Origin of the sequence: Blattabacterium cuenoti, from assembly GCF_014251995.1 — a bacterium.
Lineage (GTDB): Bacteria > Bacteroidota > Bacteroidia > Flavobacteriales > Blattabacteriaceae > Blattabacterium > Blattabacterium cuenoti_AE.
Map to the genome: position 1 here is coordinate 441,373 of NZ_CP059205.1, position 16,303 is coordinate 457,675.

General features: G+C 23.5%; 17 protein-coding genes and 1 tRNA gene. 13 read left to right on the top strand and 5 right to left on the bottom strand.

The features are described from left to right. Positions 1 to 45 precede the first annotated feature (45 nt). The 4 genes from nusB to H0H51_RS02140 are packed head-to-tail and all read left to right on the top strand — an operon-like array spanning position 46 to position 2,160. Entirely contained in the window at positions 46 to 1,005 is a 960-nt protein-coding gene (nusB, locus tag H0H51_RS02125; protein ID WP_185876684.1) for a transcription antitermination factor NusB, read from the top strand. Positions 1,006 to 1,053: 48 nt separating this feature from the next. After that, a complete protein-coding gene (yajC, locus tag H0H51_RS02130) occupies positions 1,054 to 1,419 on the top strand; it encodes a preprotein translocase subunit YajC (RefSeq protein ID WP_185876685.1) in 366 nt (121 codons plus the stop codon). Next, the gene (coaE, locus tag H0H51_RS02135) at positions 1,416 to 2,069 is read left to right on the top strand and encodes a dephospho-CoA kinase (protein WP_185876686.1); all 654 of its coding nucleotides are present in this window, start codon (positions 1,416 to 1,418) and stop codon (positions 2,067 to 2,069) included. Before yajC ends, coaE begins: the two co-directional genes overlap by 4 nt. After that, complete coding sequence (locus H0H51_RS02140; protein WP_185876687.1) at positions 2,053 to 2,160, top strand: 30S ribosomal protein THX; 108 nt, start codon at positions 2,053 to 2,055, stop codon at positions 2,158 to 2,160. The genes coaE and H0H51_RS02140 overlap by 17 nt, the downstream gene beginning before the upstream one ends. 9 nt (positions 2,161 to 2,169) lie before the next feature. On the opposite strand, the gene H0H51_RS02145 is transcribed toward H0H51_RS02140, so the two are convergent. Further along, positions 2,170 to 2,874, bottom strand: a complete 705-nt coding sequence (locus H0H51_RS02145; RefSeq protein WP_185876688.1) for a zinc metallopeptidase — start codon at positions 2,872 to 2,874, stop codon at positions 2,170 to 2,172. 95 nt (positions 2,875 to 2,969) lie between these two features. Between H0H51_RS02145 and H0H51_RS02150 the strand changes: the two genes are divergently transcribed. After that, positions 2,970 to 4,256 (top strand): NAD(P)/FAD-dependent oxidoreductase, encoded by a 1,287-nt coding sequence (locus tag H0H51_RS02150; RefSeq protein WP_185876689.1) that lies wholly within the window; start codon positions 2,970 to 2,972, stop codon positions 4,254 to 4,256. On the opposite strand, the gene H0H51_RS02155 is transcribed toward H0H51_RS02150, so the two are convergent. Together H0H51_RS02155 and H0H51_RS02160 are read right to left on the bottom strand one after the other, a co-directional pair. Beyond that, complete coding sequence (locus H0H51_RS02155) at positions 4,238 to 5,278, bottom strand: chorismate-binding protein (protein ID WP_185876690.1); 1,041 nt, start codon at positions 5,276 to 5,278, stop codon at positions 4,238 to 4,240. The genes H0H51_RS02150 and H0H51_RS02155 overlap by 19 nt on opposite strands. Then, complete coding sequence (locus H0H51_RS02160; RefSeq protein ID WP_394798400.1) at positions 5,275 to 5,640, bottom strand: PaaI family thioesterase; 366 nt, start codon at positions 5,638 to 5,640, stop codon at positions 5,275 to 5,277. Before H0H51_RS02160 ends, H0H51_RS02155 begins: the two co-directional genes overlap by 4 nt. Before the next feature lie 152 nt (positions 5,641 to 5,792). Here H0H51_RS02160 and idi point away from each other — a divergent pair, with 152 nt between their 5' ends. The 7 genes from idi (at position 5,793) to miaA (ending at position 13,193) form a co-directional block, all read left to right on the top strand. After that, positions 5,793 to 6,323 carry an isopentenyl-diphosphate Delta-isomerase gene (gene idi, locus H0H51_RS02165; protein ID WP_185876692.1) on the top strand — a complete coding sequence of 177 codons (531 nt, stop codon included), beginning with the start codon at positions 5,793 to 5,795 and terminating at the stop codon, positions 6,321 to 6,323. A gap of 11 nt (positions 6,324 to 6,334) precedes the next feature. Next, positions 6,335 to 6,742 carry a 6-pyruvoyl trahydropterin synthase family protein gene (locus tag H0H51_RS02170; protein ID WP_185876693.1) on the top strand — a complete coding sequence of 136 codons (408 nt, stop codon included), beginning with the start codon at positions 6,335 to 6,337 and terminating at the stop codon, positions 6,740 to 6,742. Next, positions 6,732 to 7,844: a glycine cleavage system aminomethyltransferase GcvT gene (gcvT, locus tag H0H51_RS02175; protein ID WP_185877126.1), complete on the top strand. Its 1,113-nt coding sequence runs from the start codon at positions 6,732 to 6,734 to the stop codon at positions 7,842 to 7,844. Before H0H51_RS02170 ends, gcvT begins: the two co-directional genes overlap by 11 nt. A 206-nt stretch (positions 7,845 to 8,050) precedes the next feature. Beyond that, positions 8,051 to 9,358, top strand: coding sequence for an MATE family efflux transporter (locus H0H51_RS02180; RefSeq protein WP_185876694.1), 1,308 nt, complete (start codon positions 8,051 to 8,053; stop codon positions 9,356 to 9,358). Positions 9,359 to 9,472: 114 nt separating this feature from the next. Further along, a complete protein-coding gene (locus H0H51_RS02185) occupies positions 9,473 to 11,134 on the top strand; it encodes a DEAD/DEAH box helicase (RefSeq protein ID WP_185876695.1) in 1,662 nt (553 codons plus the stop codon). A gap of 6 nt (positions 11,135 to 11,140) precedes the next feature. Further along, the gene (gene aroC / locus H0H51_RS02190) at positions 11,141 to 12,223 is read left to right on the top strand and encodes a chorismate synthase (RefSeq protein ID WP_185876696.1); all 1,083 of its coding nucleotides are present in this window, start codon (positions 11,141 to 11,143) and stop codon (positions 12,221 to 12,223) included. Between the two features lie 19 nt (positions 12,224 to 12,242). Beyond that, entirely contained in the window at positions 12,243 to 13,193 is a 951-nt protein-coding gene (miaA, locus tag H0H51_RS02195; protein ID WP_185877127.1) for a tRNA (adenosine(37)-N6)-dimethylallyltransferase MiaA, read from the top strand. On the opposite strand, the gene H0H51_RS02200 is transcribed toward miaA, so the two are convergent. Next, positions 13,153 to 13,228 (bottom strand) — tRNA-Val (locus H0H51_RS02200). The genes miaA and H0H51_RS02200 overlap by 41 nt on opposite strands. 52 nt (positions 13,229 to 13,280) lie before the next feature. Continuing rightward, the gene (locus H0H51_RS02205) at positions 13,281 to 14,534 is read right to left on the bottom strand and encodes a bifunctional folylpolyglutamate synthase/dihydrofolate synthase (protein WP_185876697.1); all 1,254 of its coding nucleotides are present in this window, start codon (positions 14,532 to 14,534) and stop codon (positions 13,281 to 13,283) included. Between the two features lie 94 nt (positions 14,535 to 14,628). Here H0H51_RS02205 and glnS point away from each other — a divergent pair, with 94 nt between their 5' ends. Continuing rightward, positions 14,629 to 16,293 carry a glutamine--tRNA ligase gene (glnS, locus tag H0H51_RS02210; RefSeq protein ID WP_185877128.1) on the top strand — a complete coding sequence of 555 codons (1,665 nt, stop codon included), beginning with the start codon at positions 14,629 to 14,631 and terminating at the stop codon, positions 16,291 to 16,293. The last annotated feature ends 10 nt before the right edge of the window (positions 16,294 to 16,303 follow it).

Sequence of the window (16,303 nt, forward strand, 5' to 3'; positions counted from 1 at the left end):
TATATAAACATATTATTTTATGTATAAATAAATTTTCTAACAAAAATGTCAATAAGACGATATTTTAGAATAAGAAGCTTGCAATTTCTATATGCTCAACATTTATCTAAGATGGATTCAAATGAAGTAGAAAAAAATATGCTTCAAAACATTAAAGAATTACATAATTTATATATATCTCTTCTTTGTTTGATATTAAAAATCAAAGAAAATGCTTTGAATATAATAAACATAGTAAAAAAAAATCCAAATTTAAACAATAAAATAAACATAAATTCTATAAAAAAATTTGCTTCTAATTCTGTTATAAAAATATTGTCTAACAATAATTATTTGATAACTGAATACAGTTCTATAAATGAAAATTCTGGAAAAATCTCATGGAAAAAACAAGATAAATATATTCTTTTTCTTTTACAAGAAATGCATAAATCTATTCTAGATAAAAAATATTTTGACAAACCTTGTTCTTCTTTTGAAGAAGAAAAAAATAGTCTTGTAAAATATTATAAAAATATTATAATTCCTAATAAAAAATTAGTGGAATATATAGAAGATTTATACCTTATCAATGGAAAAGAAAATTTACGTATAGCTCACAATATGGTATGTAAAACATTACAGTTTATAAAATATTCTACTCCTTCAAATTTTGAATTATATAATGTTTATAAGAACAATGAGAATAAAAAATTCATCATTAATTTATATAGGAATACAATTTCTCATAAAAAAGAATTTAATAAATTGATAAGCTCTACATCAAATAATTGGGATATTAAAAGAATATCAATAATAGATTTAATTATATTGCAAATGGCTATTTGTGAATTTTTATATTTCCCAAATATACCTCCAAAAGCTACCATAAATGAGTATATAGAAATTACAAAAATTTTTTGTATGAAAAAAAGTAAAATTTTTATCAATGGAATATTAGATCAAATATTTAAATTTCTAAAAAAAAAGAATAAAATATTTAAAATTGGAGAAGGTCTTTTATAAGAAATATTTTTAATGAAAATTGAAATTAATTTTATAAATTACTAATCTATGTGTTTTTCATCTTTATTACATTTATTTTTTTTATCACAACAAAATTCTATTGTAAGCACTATTTGGATGTTTGCATTAATTTTAATTATATTTTATTTTTTTATAATACGTCCTCAAATAAAAAAACAAAAAATTGAAAAAAAATTTCAGGAAAATCTAAAAATAGGAAATTATATAGTGACAAATTCAGGAATACATGGGAAAATTGTAAAAATTATAAATGTTTTTTTTATTATAGAAACTATTTCAGGAAAAATTAAACTTGAAAAAAATACAATCTCAAGAGATTTAACACAATTACGTTATAATAGTGAAAATGAGAATACTATCAATTGCAAAAACGATAAAAAAGAAAAAAAATGAAGTTTTTACTAGTAGGTATTACAGGAAAAATGGGAACTGGAAAAAGTTTATTTTCTTCTTTTTTAAGGAAAAGAGGAATCCCTGTTTATTCATCAGATAAAAGAGGAACAATATTAATGAATACAATAAATGTTATAAAAAAAAATATCATTAAATATTTTGGAGAAAATTCTTATTACAAAAAAGAAAAAGAAGGAGAAAAAAAAATAAATAAATATTACCTTTCAAAAATTGTTTTCAATGATCCTAATGCATTAAAATTATTATGTTCTATTATTCATCCATGGATTTCAATTGATTTTAAAAAATGGATATTCTCTATTATTCAACAAAATAAAATTCTTCCATTTCTTTTTATAAAAGAATCAGCATTATTATTTGAAAGTGGAAGTTATAAAGAATGTAATTTTATTATTAATATAATTTCTCCTAAAAAAAAAATGATTAAAAGAATTATTAAAAGAGATAACTTAAAAGAATATCAAATTATAAATCGATTAAAAAATCAAATATCCAATAAAAAAAGAAAAGAAAAATCTAATATTATAATTAGAAATTATTCATCTATAGATTATTTACAAAACCAAGAAAATAAAATTTTTAAATTTCTGGAAAAATTATATACTAATCAATATGGGAAAAGGAGATAAAAAAACTAAAAGAGGAAAAATCAGGAAAAAAACTTACGGAAATCTTCGTCCCAATCCAAGAAATGCAAGAAAAAAGAAGAAACAAAATTGAAAATATTATTTATTTATGCTTCATTATTATTGTCTCATCATTAAAAAATGATAAAAAATACACCAGTTGAACTATTCTTCCTAAAGCTGAAACCATATAAGTCATAGCAGCCCAATGAAGAGATTCTTTTGCTTTATCATATTCTTGAAAATTCACTATATTCTTATTTCTCATCCAATTTAAAGCCCTATAACTAGCATCAAATTCTATAGGTAAATTTATTAAATAAAAAGCAATAACTACTAAAAATAGTATTATTCCTAATTTTAGAATGAAAAAACTTTTTCCTTCTGATTTATAAAAAATTGTTAATCCAGACATAACAAAAAAGTTTGTAAATCTTGAACTAAACTTCAAAATAAACATCAGTTCATTTCGTAATTTCAAAAAATTATAACCTAATTTATGTTGCAAAACATGTCCGCATTCATGAGCAGCTACTGAAACAGAAGCTGCATCTTTTCCATGATAAACTATTTCACTTAAATTTATTGTTTTGTTCATAGGATTATAATGGTCTGTTAATTCTCCTTCAACAGAAAGAACACTTACATCATTAATTCCATTATCTCTTAACATTTTTTCCGCTACCTCTTTTCCACTCATACAAGAGTGTAAATTAAATTTTGAAAATTCTCTAAATTTTTTCCTAAAAATTATATTAACTATAACACTTATCAAAAAAGTAGTACCTATAATGAGGTAATAATTCATGCTCAATGAACCTTTTTTCGAACAAAAATATTAATTTATCAATTAAAATGAAAATATATATTTATAAATTAGCTAATATGTCAAATTTTTGACTGATGAATATTCCAACAAAAAATAATCTAAAAAGAATCGTCATTATTGGAGCTGGATTTGCTGGATTGCAAGTAGCAAAAAAATTAAGAAGAGATAAGTTTCAAGTTGTTCTTATAGACAAAAATAATTATCATACTTTTCAACCATTATTATATCAAGTAGCTACAGCTGGATTAGAACCAGATTCTATAGCTCATTCTATCAGAAATATTTTTAAAAAAACAAAAAACTTTTTTTTTAGACTAGCCTATGTTCATTACATTAATACTGATAAACAAAAAATATATACTAATGTTGGAAATCTAAATTATGATTATTTAATTGTAGCTACAGGTTCCGTAACTAATTATTTTGGTAATAAAAACATCGAATCTTTTTCATTACCAATGAAATCGATTCCAGAAGCTTTAAATATAAGAAGTCTTATTTTACAAGATTTTGAATCTGCTCTACTAACAAAAGATATTAAAGAAAAAGAAAGATTGATGACTTTCGTTATTGTAGGGGGGGGGCCAACTGGAGTAGAACTTGCTGGATCTTTAGCTGAAATGAAAAAGTATATTCTTCCACATGATTACCCTGATTTAGACATTCAGTCTATGAATATTTATTTATTGCAAGCAACATCAAGATTATTAGATGGTATGTCTAAAAAGTCTGCAAATGAAGCCTATAAAAATCTAAAAGAATTAGGAGTTATTATTTGGTTAAATTGTTTAGTTAAAGATTATGATGGGAAAATAGTTTTTTTAGAAAAAAATTTAAAAATAGAATCTTCTAATGTAATATGGGCAGCTGGAGTAAAAGGAGCTATTATTAAGGGATTTTTGAAAGAAGATTTAATGAAAAATAGAATTTTAGTAGACGATTATTTAAAAACTATAAAATATGAAAACGTTTTCGCTATTGGAGATGTTGCTTATATGAAATCCTATCCAAATGGACATCCTATGACTGCACAACCTGCTATTCAAGAAGGAAATTATTTAGCTAAAAATTTTAATCAAGATTTAAATAACCGAAAAGATATTAAACCTTTTGTTTACAAAAATCTAGGTTCTATGGCAACCATTGGTAGAAACAAAGCTGTATGTGACTTTCCTTACTTTAAATTAAAAGGTTTTTTAGCATGGATTATTTGGATGTTTGTTCATTTAGTTAGTTTAAACGGAGTTAGAAACAGAGTGATAGCCTTGACAAATTGGATTATTCAATATTTGAATTATAACAAAAGTGTTCGTTTAATAATACGACCATTTTATAGAAAAAATCATTTAAAAAAAAGTTGAGAAAGAATATTTTTTACTTTATTTTCTGTTTCCATATATTCTTGATTTATATCACTGTCTATTGTTACTCCACTTCCAGAATATAAAGTGATTTTTTTTTTTTCTTCCTGAATTTTTGCACATCTTAAATGAAGATATAGTTCCATATTATCTTGATTCACAAGACCAATATATCCTGTATAGAAATCTCTTTTATATCCTTCATATTTCTGAATAAAATTCAAAGATTCTTTTTTTGGATATCCACAAATAGAAGGTGTGGGATGTAATTGATTTAGTATTTCATAATAATTAGGTTTTTCTAAAAAATGAAAGGATATTTCAGTTTCTAAATGCTTTAAATGTCCTATTTTTATAGTTTTAGTATTCTTTAAATAAATAAATCCTTTATAAGATTCTAATAAATGAACAATATATTTTATTACAATATTATGTTCCATTATTTCTTTTTTCGTCCATTTTTTTCTGTTCCCCCAAATAGTTCCTGCTAAAGGAATAATCTTAAGTTTTCTTTTACAAGATTTCATTAATAATTCAGGAGAACATCCTATCCAAATTCCATGATTAATATCATACCAAAGACTAACTAAAGAATTTGGATAAGAATAAATTAGGTTTTGAAAAGTTTTTCTAAAATAGAAATTATGAAAAGAAATTTCTATAGATCTAGATACAACAACTTTTTTAAAAAATCCTTCTTTTATTTTTTCTATTGCTTTTTTAATCAATTTTTCATATTCAAAAGAATAAGTTAAAAAAGAAGAATTATTTTCAGAATAAGTTTCTACAAAAAATTTTTGTATATCTGAAAAATATATTTTTTTTGGAATTATTTTTACGGTATAATTATCATCAAAATCTTTAATTAAAAAGAACTTTTTTTTATAACTACAATTGGAATTGGAATGGGAATAAAAAAATATTTTATTTTCATAAGGTTTTTTAAAAACAACGAATTTATTTTTATTCCAAAAATTTTTTATAATTTTTTTATATAAAGAAAAAATACTAATTTTTTTCACTTGCAAATTACAATGTTAGTCATCTTACAGAAACTGATATTTTTTTTTTCATTATAAATATCAATTTTAATTAAATGTAAACTTTTTCCTTTATGAATAATTTTTGCTTTAGCAAATAAAATTCCTTTTTTAATAGATTGAATATGATTTACAGATATTTCAATATTAAAAACTAGTTCATTTTTTTTCTTATTTCGGTTAATAAAAGATAAACAACTACCAACACTTTCGGCAAAAACCATTGTAGCTCCACCATGTAAATATCCAAAAGGTTGAAGAATTTTATTGTTTATTGGCATTTTTGCTATCAAAGAATCTAATTTTGTAGATATATAAATAAATTGAATACACAATATATTCATTAGTGTATTTTTTTTAAAATTGTTTAATTCATTCAGTAAATTTTGGATTTTTTCATTCATTTCTTACTTATTACAAATAAATTTATTAAGATAATTTATTTAATCTTTTAAATTTTTTTAACGTTAATTTTATAATAAAATAATTTTTAATTATGGAAAAAATATCAAATAATGATTTTATTCCTTTAATAGGGGAAAAAAATAAAATTATTGGATTCGAAAAAAAAGAAAAAATTCATTCAGAAGGACTTTTTCATAGTGCTGTTTCTGTATTTGTTTTTGATACAAAAAATAATTTAATGTTGCAAAAAAGATCTTCAATGAAATATCATTCTTCTTTATTATGGACTAACACATGTTGTACTCATCCTAAAAAGGATGAATCTATTTTAAAAGCGGCACATCGTTGTTTAATGGAAGAAATGGGATTTGATTGTTTTTTAAAACAAATATTTTCTTTTTCTTATAATGAATTTTTGAGTAATGGATTAATAGAATACGAATTAGATCATGTTTTTATGGGTAATTATGAAAAACCTCCAATCATTAATCATAAAGAAGTTGAATGTTGGAAATGGATTTCATTGAATGAATTAATAAAAAATATTCGTATTAATCCAAATTCCTATACAATTTGGTTAAAAATAATTCTTGATAATTATGTCAATTATTTCTATAACTAAAAATTTTTTTAATGAAAATCGTAACAATAAATAAAAAAAGTCATTTTAGCGCAGCTCATAAACTTTATAATAATCATTGGGATTATCAAAAAAATATAGAATTTTTTGGAAAATGCGCGCATTACCATGGTCATAATTATAGTTATATAGTTAGCGTAACTGGAAAAGTTGATCCAAAAACAGGATTTGTACTTAATTTACAAAAATTGGGAGATCTTCTTTATGAAGAAATAGATAAATTTTTTGACCATAAAAATATTAATTTAGATTTGAAAGAATTTTCTTCTATAAATCCTACTGCAGAAAACATTGTTATTTTTATGTGGAATAGAATAAATAAAAAAATATCATCCAATTTAGATTTAAAAATAACTTTGTACGAAACAGAAAATAATTTTGTTGAATATGATGGAAAATAATAATTTAGAAAAAACAATTTTATATAAAAATCACATATGTTTAAATGCAAAAATGGTAAATTTTTGTGGATTTTATATGCCACTTCAATATACCTCATCTTTAGAGGAACATATGGCAGTAAGAAAAAAATCCGGTATTTTTGACGTAAGTCATATGGGAAAATTCATTTTATGCGGAAAAAATACAATAAAATTAATGCAATATTTAACTACAAACGATTTACTAAAAATAAAAATAGGACAAGCCCAATATAATTGTTTAATTAACAATAATGGAGGAATTATAGATGATTTAGTAATTTATAAAATATCTGAAGAAAAATTATTACTCATAGTTAACGCTATTAATATTGAAAAAAATAAAAACTGGATAAATTATTATATTAATAAATATCATTATGATGATATAAATCTTATAGATCTATCTAAAAAATATTCTCTGTTAGCAATTCAAGGTCCACTTTCATTATCTTATGTTCAGAATTTGACTAACATTTCATTAGATAAAATTCCTTTTTACCATTTTAAAATAGGTAAATTTTCAGGATTCGAAAAAATATTTATTTCTTGTACTGGATACACAGGATCTAAAGGATTAGAAATTTATGTTCCTAATGAAAAAACAGAAAAAATATGGAATGATATTTTGGAAATAGGAAAAAATAAAATAATTCCTTGTGGAATAGCAAGTAGAAATTCATTAAGATTAGAAATGGGATATCGTTTGTATGGACAGGATATTTGTGAAGATACAACTCCAATAGAAGCTGGGTTATCTTGGATTACAAAATTTGAAAAAGAATTCATTGGAAAAAAAATATTACAAGAACAAAAGAAAAAAATAAGAAAACATAAAAAATTTATATCTTTTATTATAGATGAAAAAGGAAAAATTCCAAGAAAAGGATATCCATTAATGGATGATAATGATAATGTTATTGGAAATGTGACTTCTGGAAGTTTCTCTCCAGTTTTAAAGAAAGGAATAGGATTAGGGTATTTATGGAATAATTATAAAGTGAATTCCGTTTTTCTTTCAATAAGAAATAAAGTAATACCCGTTAAATTGGTAAAATTACCTTTTATTAAACTAAATAATTAAATAACTAATTTTTATTATTTTATTATTAGGCTAATTGATATAATATTATTATAAAGTCATTACAATAAATAACATTATATATATAATGTTAAATATTATTTACTCAATAATAACTGGGGGTTAATTAAAATAATTTTTTCACTTTTTAAAATAAGGAGTTTATTAAAAAAAATAAAACATATTTTCAACATATTAAAGAAAATTTTTTGTTAGCAACTCCTGTATTTTTTACCCAATTGGGTGTTATATTTGTAGGAATTTCTGACAATATAATGGTTGGTTATTTGGGGAAAAAAGCTTTATCTTCTGTTTCATTAGCAAATTCAATTTTTTTTATTGTAATTATTTTCGGATTAGGAGTATCAACTTCTATTTCTTCCATAATATCATCCATAAATGCTAAAAACAATTATAAAAAAGGAGCTATTATTTTCTATCATGGATTAATCATTAATTTTTTCTTATCCATAATTATGTATGGGTTAACACATGTATTTTTAATAATAATGCCTTATTTAGGACAACCTCCAGAAATATTAGATGATACTGTATCTTTTTTAAAGATAATATCTATTTCTTTTATTCCATGGATGATGTTTGAAGCTTTTAGAAAATTTTCGGAAGGCTTATCTTTAATTTTACCTGGGCTTTTAATTACATGGATCTCAGCTATTATTAATATAATATTAAACTTCCTTTTTATTAAAGGAATTTGGATTTTTCCAAAATTAGGAATTATTGGTATTGCTTTTTCCACATTAATATCTCGTATTGTAATGTTAATAGGAATTCCATTTTTATTATATAGATATAAAAAAGTGCGTTGTTATTATAATCATTTTAAATATTTTTTTTTGAAAAAAAAATATTTAAAAAAAATACTAAAAATAGGCGTTCCTTCTGGATTTCATATGTTATTTGAAATGAGTGTTTTTTCTATTTCTTCTTTCATATCAGGAAAATGTGGAGTAACAGTACTTGCTGCTCACCAAATAGTTATCAATTTAGTTTCTTCCACATTTTTGCTTAGTACTGGACTTTCCGTAGCAGCAACAGTAAGAATAGGAAATCGATTTTCCTTAAAAAAATACTCTGAATTAAGAATGATAGGAAAATCTATTCTTTTAATGGGATTCATTTTTATGTTCACTTGCAGTCTTTTCTTTTTTTTCTTTAGGAATTATATTCCATATATATTCATATATAATGAAAATGATAGTGAAGTTGTAATAATTGCAAAAAAAATGATTTTAGTTGCTAGTTTATTTCAATTATCTGATGGATTACAAGGAATTATACTTGGATTATTAAGAGGATTGCAAGACACTCATATTCCTATGTGGATTAGTTTTTTTTCTTATTGGATTATAGCTTTACCTACTGCATGGTTTCTATCTATTAAAATAGGAGGAATAGGAATTTGGATAGGTTTGGGATTAGGATTATCTATCTCGGCTATTCTACTTTTTATAAGATATGAAATGATAACTAAAAAACTTATTAATTATAAGTAATTAATAATCAATTAGTTATTTATAGTTAATAATAATTATCTATATTTGTTAATACAGCATATTAACTTATATTATATAATATGAAATGTCATTTTTAAACATTCTTTTCTTCTTATGAAAAAAACATTTAAAGAATATAACTTTTTTAATGAAAATATTATTAAAGCTCTAGAAGCTATTGGATTTCAGTATCCTACCCCTATACAGGAGAAAATTATTCCATTTTTACTTTCTTCAGAAAGAGATGTCATCGCATTAGCTCAAACAGGAACAGGAAAAACAGCTGCTTTTGGATTACCAATTATTCAAAAAATAAATTATCACATAAATGATCCACAAGCCTTCATTTTATGTCCCACAAGAGAGCTTTGTATACAAATTACTCGTGATTTTTGTTTATTTTCCAGATTTTTATTGAAAATAAAAATTATCTCCTTATATGGAGGAGTAAGTATAGATTCTCAAATTAAATCGTTAAGAAATAAAACTCACATAATAATAGGAACACCCGGAAGAATTATTGATTTAATTAAAAGAAAAAAATTGAATCTTGAAAAAATAAAATACTTAATTCTTGATGAAGCAGATGAAATGTTAAATATGGGATTTAAAGAAGAGTTAGATTACATAATAAAAATTCTTCCAAAAAAAAGACAAAGCCTCCTTTTTTCAGCAACAATGTCTAAGTACATAAGTGTTATTGCACACAATTATTTAATAAATCCTTTGGAAATAACTTCAGGTCCAAAAAATGTTGGATCTGACGATATTAAACATATTTATTACGTAGTTAATCACTTAAGCAAAAAATATTTAGCTTTAAGAAGAATTGTTGACGTTAATCCTGGAATTTATGGAATTATATTTTGTAGTACAAAAAAAGAAACTAAAGAAATATCTGAATATCTTATAAAAGATGGATATAACGCTGATTCTCTATACGGAGATCTTTCACAAGCACAACGTGAATTTGTTATGAATAAATTTAGAAACAAAAGTTTACAATTTTTGGTTGCGACAGATGTTGCTGCTCGTGGACTTGATGTTCATAATATAACCCATGTTATTAATTATAGTCTTCCGAAAGAAAGCGAAATATACGTTCATAGAAGTGGACGAACAGGTAGGGCTGGGAAATCTGGAATTTCCGTTTGTATTATACAAAATAAAGAATTAAGAAATTTAAAAGAAGTTGAAAAAAAAATTGGAAAAAAATTCGAACGCTTTATGGTTCCTAATGGAAAAGAAATATGTGAAAAACAATTAATTTTTTTTATAGAAAAAGTTAAAAAAGTTGTTGTTAATGAACAATTAATGAACAAATTCGTTCCTGAAATACAAAAAAAATTAGAACTGTTTGATAAAAGTGAACTAATTAAACGTTTTTCTTGGATTGAATTTAAACGTTTCATTGACTATTATAAAAGTTCTAAAGATATAAATTATGTTTATAACACTTCTTATAATAAGAAAAATTTTTTAAACAATAAATTTAAATTTAGAAAAAAAATTCAATCAAAATCTAGAAAATTAAAAAAAGAATCTTTATCTAAATTGTTTCTAAATAGAGGATTTAAAGATAAATTAACAAAATTAGGATTAATTAATTTAATTAATCAAGCAGTTAAAAATTCTCATATTCATATCGGACATATAAAAATTTTGTCGAATTCTTCATTATTTGAAGTTGAAAAACGTTATAGAAACAAAATACTTGTTGGGATGAGTAGAATAAACCATTTGGGAAGACCTATTTCTATAGAAATAAAAAACTAATTATGTATGGCAGGAAATATTTTTGGTAATTTGTTCAGAGTTAGTACTTTTGGAGAGAGTCATGGAATGGCTTTAGGAGGGATTATAGATGGGTGTCCTGCTGGTTTAGAACTAAATTTAGAAGAAATTCAATATGAATTGAATCGTAGAAAACCAGGTCAATCATCTATAGTTACTTCTAGAAACGAACCTGACAGAGTTAATTTTTTATCAGGAATTTTTGAAAATAAAACAACAGGAACTCCAATAGGTTTTATTATTTATAATAAAGACCATAAATCAGATGATTACAAACATATAAAAAATACTTATCGTCCATCTCATTCAGATTTTACATATGAAAATAAATATGGAATTAGAGATTATAGAGGTGGAGGACGTTCTTCTGCTAGAGAAACAATATGCAGAGTAGTAGCTGGATCCGTTGCTAAGCAATTAATAAAAGGTATAAAAATTATATCTTATGTTTCATCTGTAGGAAATATATCAATTAATAAATCTTATCAAGAGTTAGATTTATCAAGAGAATCTATAGAAAAATATCCTATAAGGTGTCCTGATTCATTAGTTGCGGAAAAAATGATATCTAAAATTAAGGAAATAAAAAATAAAGGAGATACAATAGGAGGAACTATTACTTGTGTAGTAAAAAATGCACCCGTAGGCATAGGAGAACCTGTTTTCGATAAGTTACATGCTGAACTTGGAAAAGCAATGCTTTCAATCAATGCAGTTAAAGGATTTGAATACGGAAGTGGTTTTTATGGAACTAAATTAACTGGAACTCAACACAATGATTTATTTAATAAAGATGGTAAAACTAAAACAAATTTTTCTGGAGGAATACAAGGAGGAATCTCAAATGGAATGGATATTTATTTTAAAATAGCTTTTAAACCTGTAGCTACAATAATGAAAAAACAAAAAACTATAGATAAATGTGGAAATTCTATTCTTTTAGAAGGAAAAGGAAGACATGATCCCTGTGTTTTACCACGTGCAATTCCTATAGTAGAGTCAATGACTGCTTTAGTTTTAGCTGATTTTTGGATGTATAAAAATCTTTCCAAAATAAAAAATATGTTATAAAAATTTACAAAGTATAAAATTGAATCAAAAGTTTATTGTTTTTATTTTAGGACCAACATGTGTTGGAAAAACTTATATATCTCTGTATTTAGCTGAAAAACTAAAAACTGAAATTTTGTCTTCTGATTCCAGACAATTTTATAAAGAATTAAAAATAGGAACTTCTATGCCTACAGAATTAGATCTTTCTAAGATACAACATCATTTTATAGGACATATTAGTATTCACGATATTTATAATGCTAAACTTTTTGAGAAAGATTGTCTGAAAAAAATTAATGAATTATTCGTAAAGTACCCCATTTTAATTATGGTTGGAGGATCTGGATTATATGAAAAAGCTATAACAGAAGGATTAGACAATTTTCCAGAAATAGATTTAAATATTAGAAATAACTTAATTTTTAATTTTAAAAAAAGAGGAATATCTTTTCTTCAAGAAGAATTCAAAAAGTTAAAAGTTAATAATAAAAATAAATCTATAATAGACATTAATAATCCAAGACGTTTACTACGATACTTAGAAATTGTAAAATCTACAGGATATACTCCTTCAGTTTTTTTCAAAAAAGAATCAAAGAAAAGAAATTTCTCAATTTTTAAAATTGGATTAATTCTCCCTAGATATGAAATCTATTCTAGAATAAATAACAGAGTAAATAATATGATTAATAAAGGATTAATAGATGAAGCAAAACTATATTATCCTTACAGAAATTTAAATAGTTTACAAACTATAGGTTATAAGGAGATCTTTGAATCTATTTTTCATAAAAAAGATTGTTTAAACGAAACCATAGAAAAAATAAAGATAAATACCAGGAGATACGCAAAAAAACAATTAACTTGGTATAGAAAAGATTCTTCTGTAAAATGGTTTAATCCAAATGAAAAAGAAAAAATTTTAAGTTTTATTTTAATGAAAACTGTGGGCAATACTGGATTTGAACCAGTGACCTCCTGCTTGTAAAACAGATGCTCTAAACCAAACTGAGCTAATTGCCCTTATTTAATTTATTATAATAATAAAATCATTCATCAAATGTAATAAAAATATTTATAATATTAGAATTTCAGAGACGATAAATGTGCTTCCACTTACTAATATTAAATCATCTTTTTTAGCTTTTTTTTTAGCACATAAAAAAGCATTTTTTGCAGAATGAAAAAATTTTATTTTATTACGATCTTGATATTGACATGTTTTATTAACTAATATTTTTAAATCATAAATAGATAGTTTTCTATCAATTTTAGGTTGACAAAAATAATAAAAAGATTCAGTAGGAAAGTGTTTTAATAAATTATCCACCTTTTTATCTTTAACAAATCCCAAAATTAAATGTAATTCATTATAAAATTCTTTTTTTAACTGATGATTAATCATAAGTACTCCTTCTTCATTATGAGCTATATCACAAATAATTTTTGGACAATTTTTTTGTAATATTTGCCAACGTCCCTTAAAATTTGTATTTCTTACTACATTTTTTAATCCTTTTTTTATAGACTGATTAGATATAGTTATGTTTTTTCTATAATGTAAAATATTTACAATTCTTAATACAAGACTTCGATTTAAATTTTGATAACTGACTTTTTCAAAAGGAATTTTATATTCTACATTTTCTTCTTTTTTTAAAGAGAAATAAATTGGAGAGTTTTTTTTCAAAGCTTTCTGTATAAAAATAAATTGTACACTTTTCGGAATTTTTCTTCCTATTATTACTGATACGTTTTTTTTAATTATTCCTGCTTTTTCTGAAGCAATTTCTAATTCGCTTTCTCCAAGCAATTGTGTATGATCTATACTAACATTTGTTATTACAGATATTTCTGGAAAAATTAAATTTGTCGAATCCAATCTTCCTCCCATTCCAACTTCAATAATTGCTATATCAACTTTTATTTCTTTAAAATATTGAAAAGCTAAAGCTGTATTCATTTCGAAAAATGAAATTTTTTCTTTTTCTATAAATTCTTTATTCTTTTTGATAAAAGAAACAATAAAATCTTTTTCTATCAAATTACCATTGCAAGTTATTCTTTCTCTAAAATCTATTAAATGAGGAGAAGTAAATAGTCCAATTTTATATTTTTCTTCTTGCAAAATAGAAGATAACATATGAACTGTAGATCCTTTTCCATTGGTGCCGCCTACATGTATACTTTTAAAAAAAATCTGAGGATTCCCTAAACGGGAACAAAAGTTTTTTATTCTTTTTAAACCTGGTTTGTATGATTTTATTCCTGATGTTTGATAAACTGGAATACGATTTAAAATCCATCTAACGGTTTCTAAATAATTCAAATTACAATTATTAAAATAACATAAAAACAAAAGTATATTTTTTTAAAAAATTAATTATATTCGCATTATAATTGATCTTTAATTATTATTTAAAATAAAATCAAATTTACATTTTATTGAAAGAATTATAGAAAAGGATATAGAAAATGGATTTCCTATTGAAAAAATTAAATTTCGTTTTCCTCCTGAACCAAATGGTTACCTCCATATTGGACATGTAAAAGCTATTTTTCTAAATTTCGAATTAGGTAAAAAATATAAATCCCCAGTTTATCTAAGATTTGATGATACTAATCCTATAGGAGAAAGTAAAACATATATAGAATCCATAAAAAAAGATATCCTTTTTCTAGGATTTAAATGGGATATAGAAAGTTATGCATCGGATTATTTTCAAAAACTTTATGAATGGTCTTTAAAATTAATTAAAGAAAATAAAGCTTATGTTGATGAGCAATCTCAAGAAATCATACAATTCCAAAGAAAAAATCCTTTTGAATCTGGAATTAATAGTTTTTATAGAAATAGACCTGTAGATGAAAATCTATATCTCTTTGAAAGAATGAAAAATGGTTTTCTTGAAGAAGGATCTTGTGTATTAAGAGCTAAAATTAATATGAGTTCATCCAATATGAACATGAGGGATCCTATTATGTATAGAATTTTGAAAAGAAAACATCACAGATGTGGACTACAATGGTGCATATATCCAACTTATGATTGGACACATGGACAATGTGATTACATTGAGCAAATATCACATTCTTTATGTTCATTGGAATTTGAAAACAAACGTCCATTATATAATTGGTATATAAATCAAATTCACAAATCAAAAAAAATATCAAAAAAAATAATTCCCAAACAAATAGAATTTTCGAGGCTAAATTTAAGTCATACTATAACTAGTAAAAGGAAAATTCAATGTTTAATTGAAAAAAAAATTATCCAATCGTGGGATGATCCACGTATATTAACTATATCTGGATTACGTCGCAAAGGATACACTTCAACTTCTTTAAAAAATTTTGTTCATAACGTAGGAATTACAAAAAGAAATAATATTATTGATATATCTTTTCTAGAATTTTGGATTAGAAATCATTTAAATAAAATAGCACCTAGAGTTATGGTAGTACTTAATCCAGTAAAATTAGTAATTGATAATTATTCAATGAACACTACTGAATGGGTTGAATCCGAAAATAATCCAGAAAATATAAATTTTGGAAAAAGAAAAATCCCATTTTCAAAATATATCTATATTGAAAAAGATGATTTTTTAGAAAAAGAAGAAAGAAATTTTTTTCGACTTAGTATTGGAAAAGAAGTAAGACTTAAAAATGCTTATATCATAAAAGCTCACTCAGTTATCAAAAATTGCAAAGGAGAAATTAAAGAGATTCATTGCACTTATGATTCAAAAAGTAAGTCCGGAAAAAATAAAAAAACAGAAACAAAAAAAAGGATAAAAAGTACTTTACACTGGGTTTCTGTAAAACATTCTTTTCCTGTAGAAATTAATTTATATAATTATCTTTTTTTGAAAAGAAATCCAAACTTGGATTTTTCTACATGTATAAATGTAAAATCAAAAAATAAAATTATAGGTTATGCGGAACCTTATTTAAAAAGAGCAAAAGAAGGAGAACATTTTCAATTCCAAAGAATTGGATATTTTTATACAGAAAAAATTTCTTTCGAAAAAATAATTTTTAATCAAACAGTTTCAATAAAGAATAAATGGAAAAATAAATAAATTAAATTAA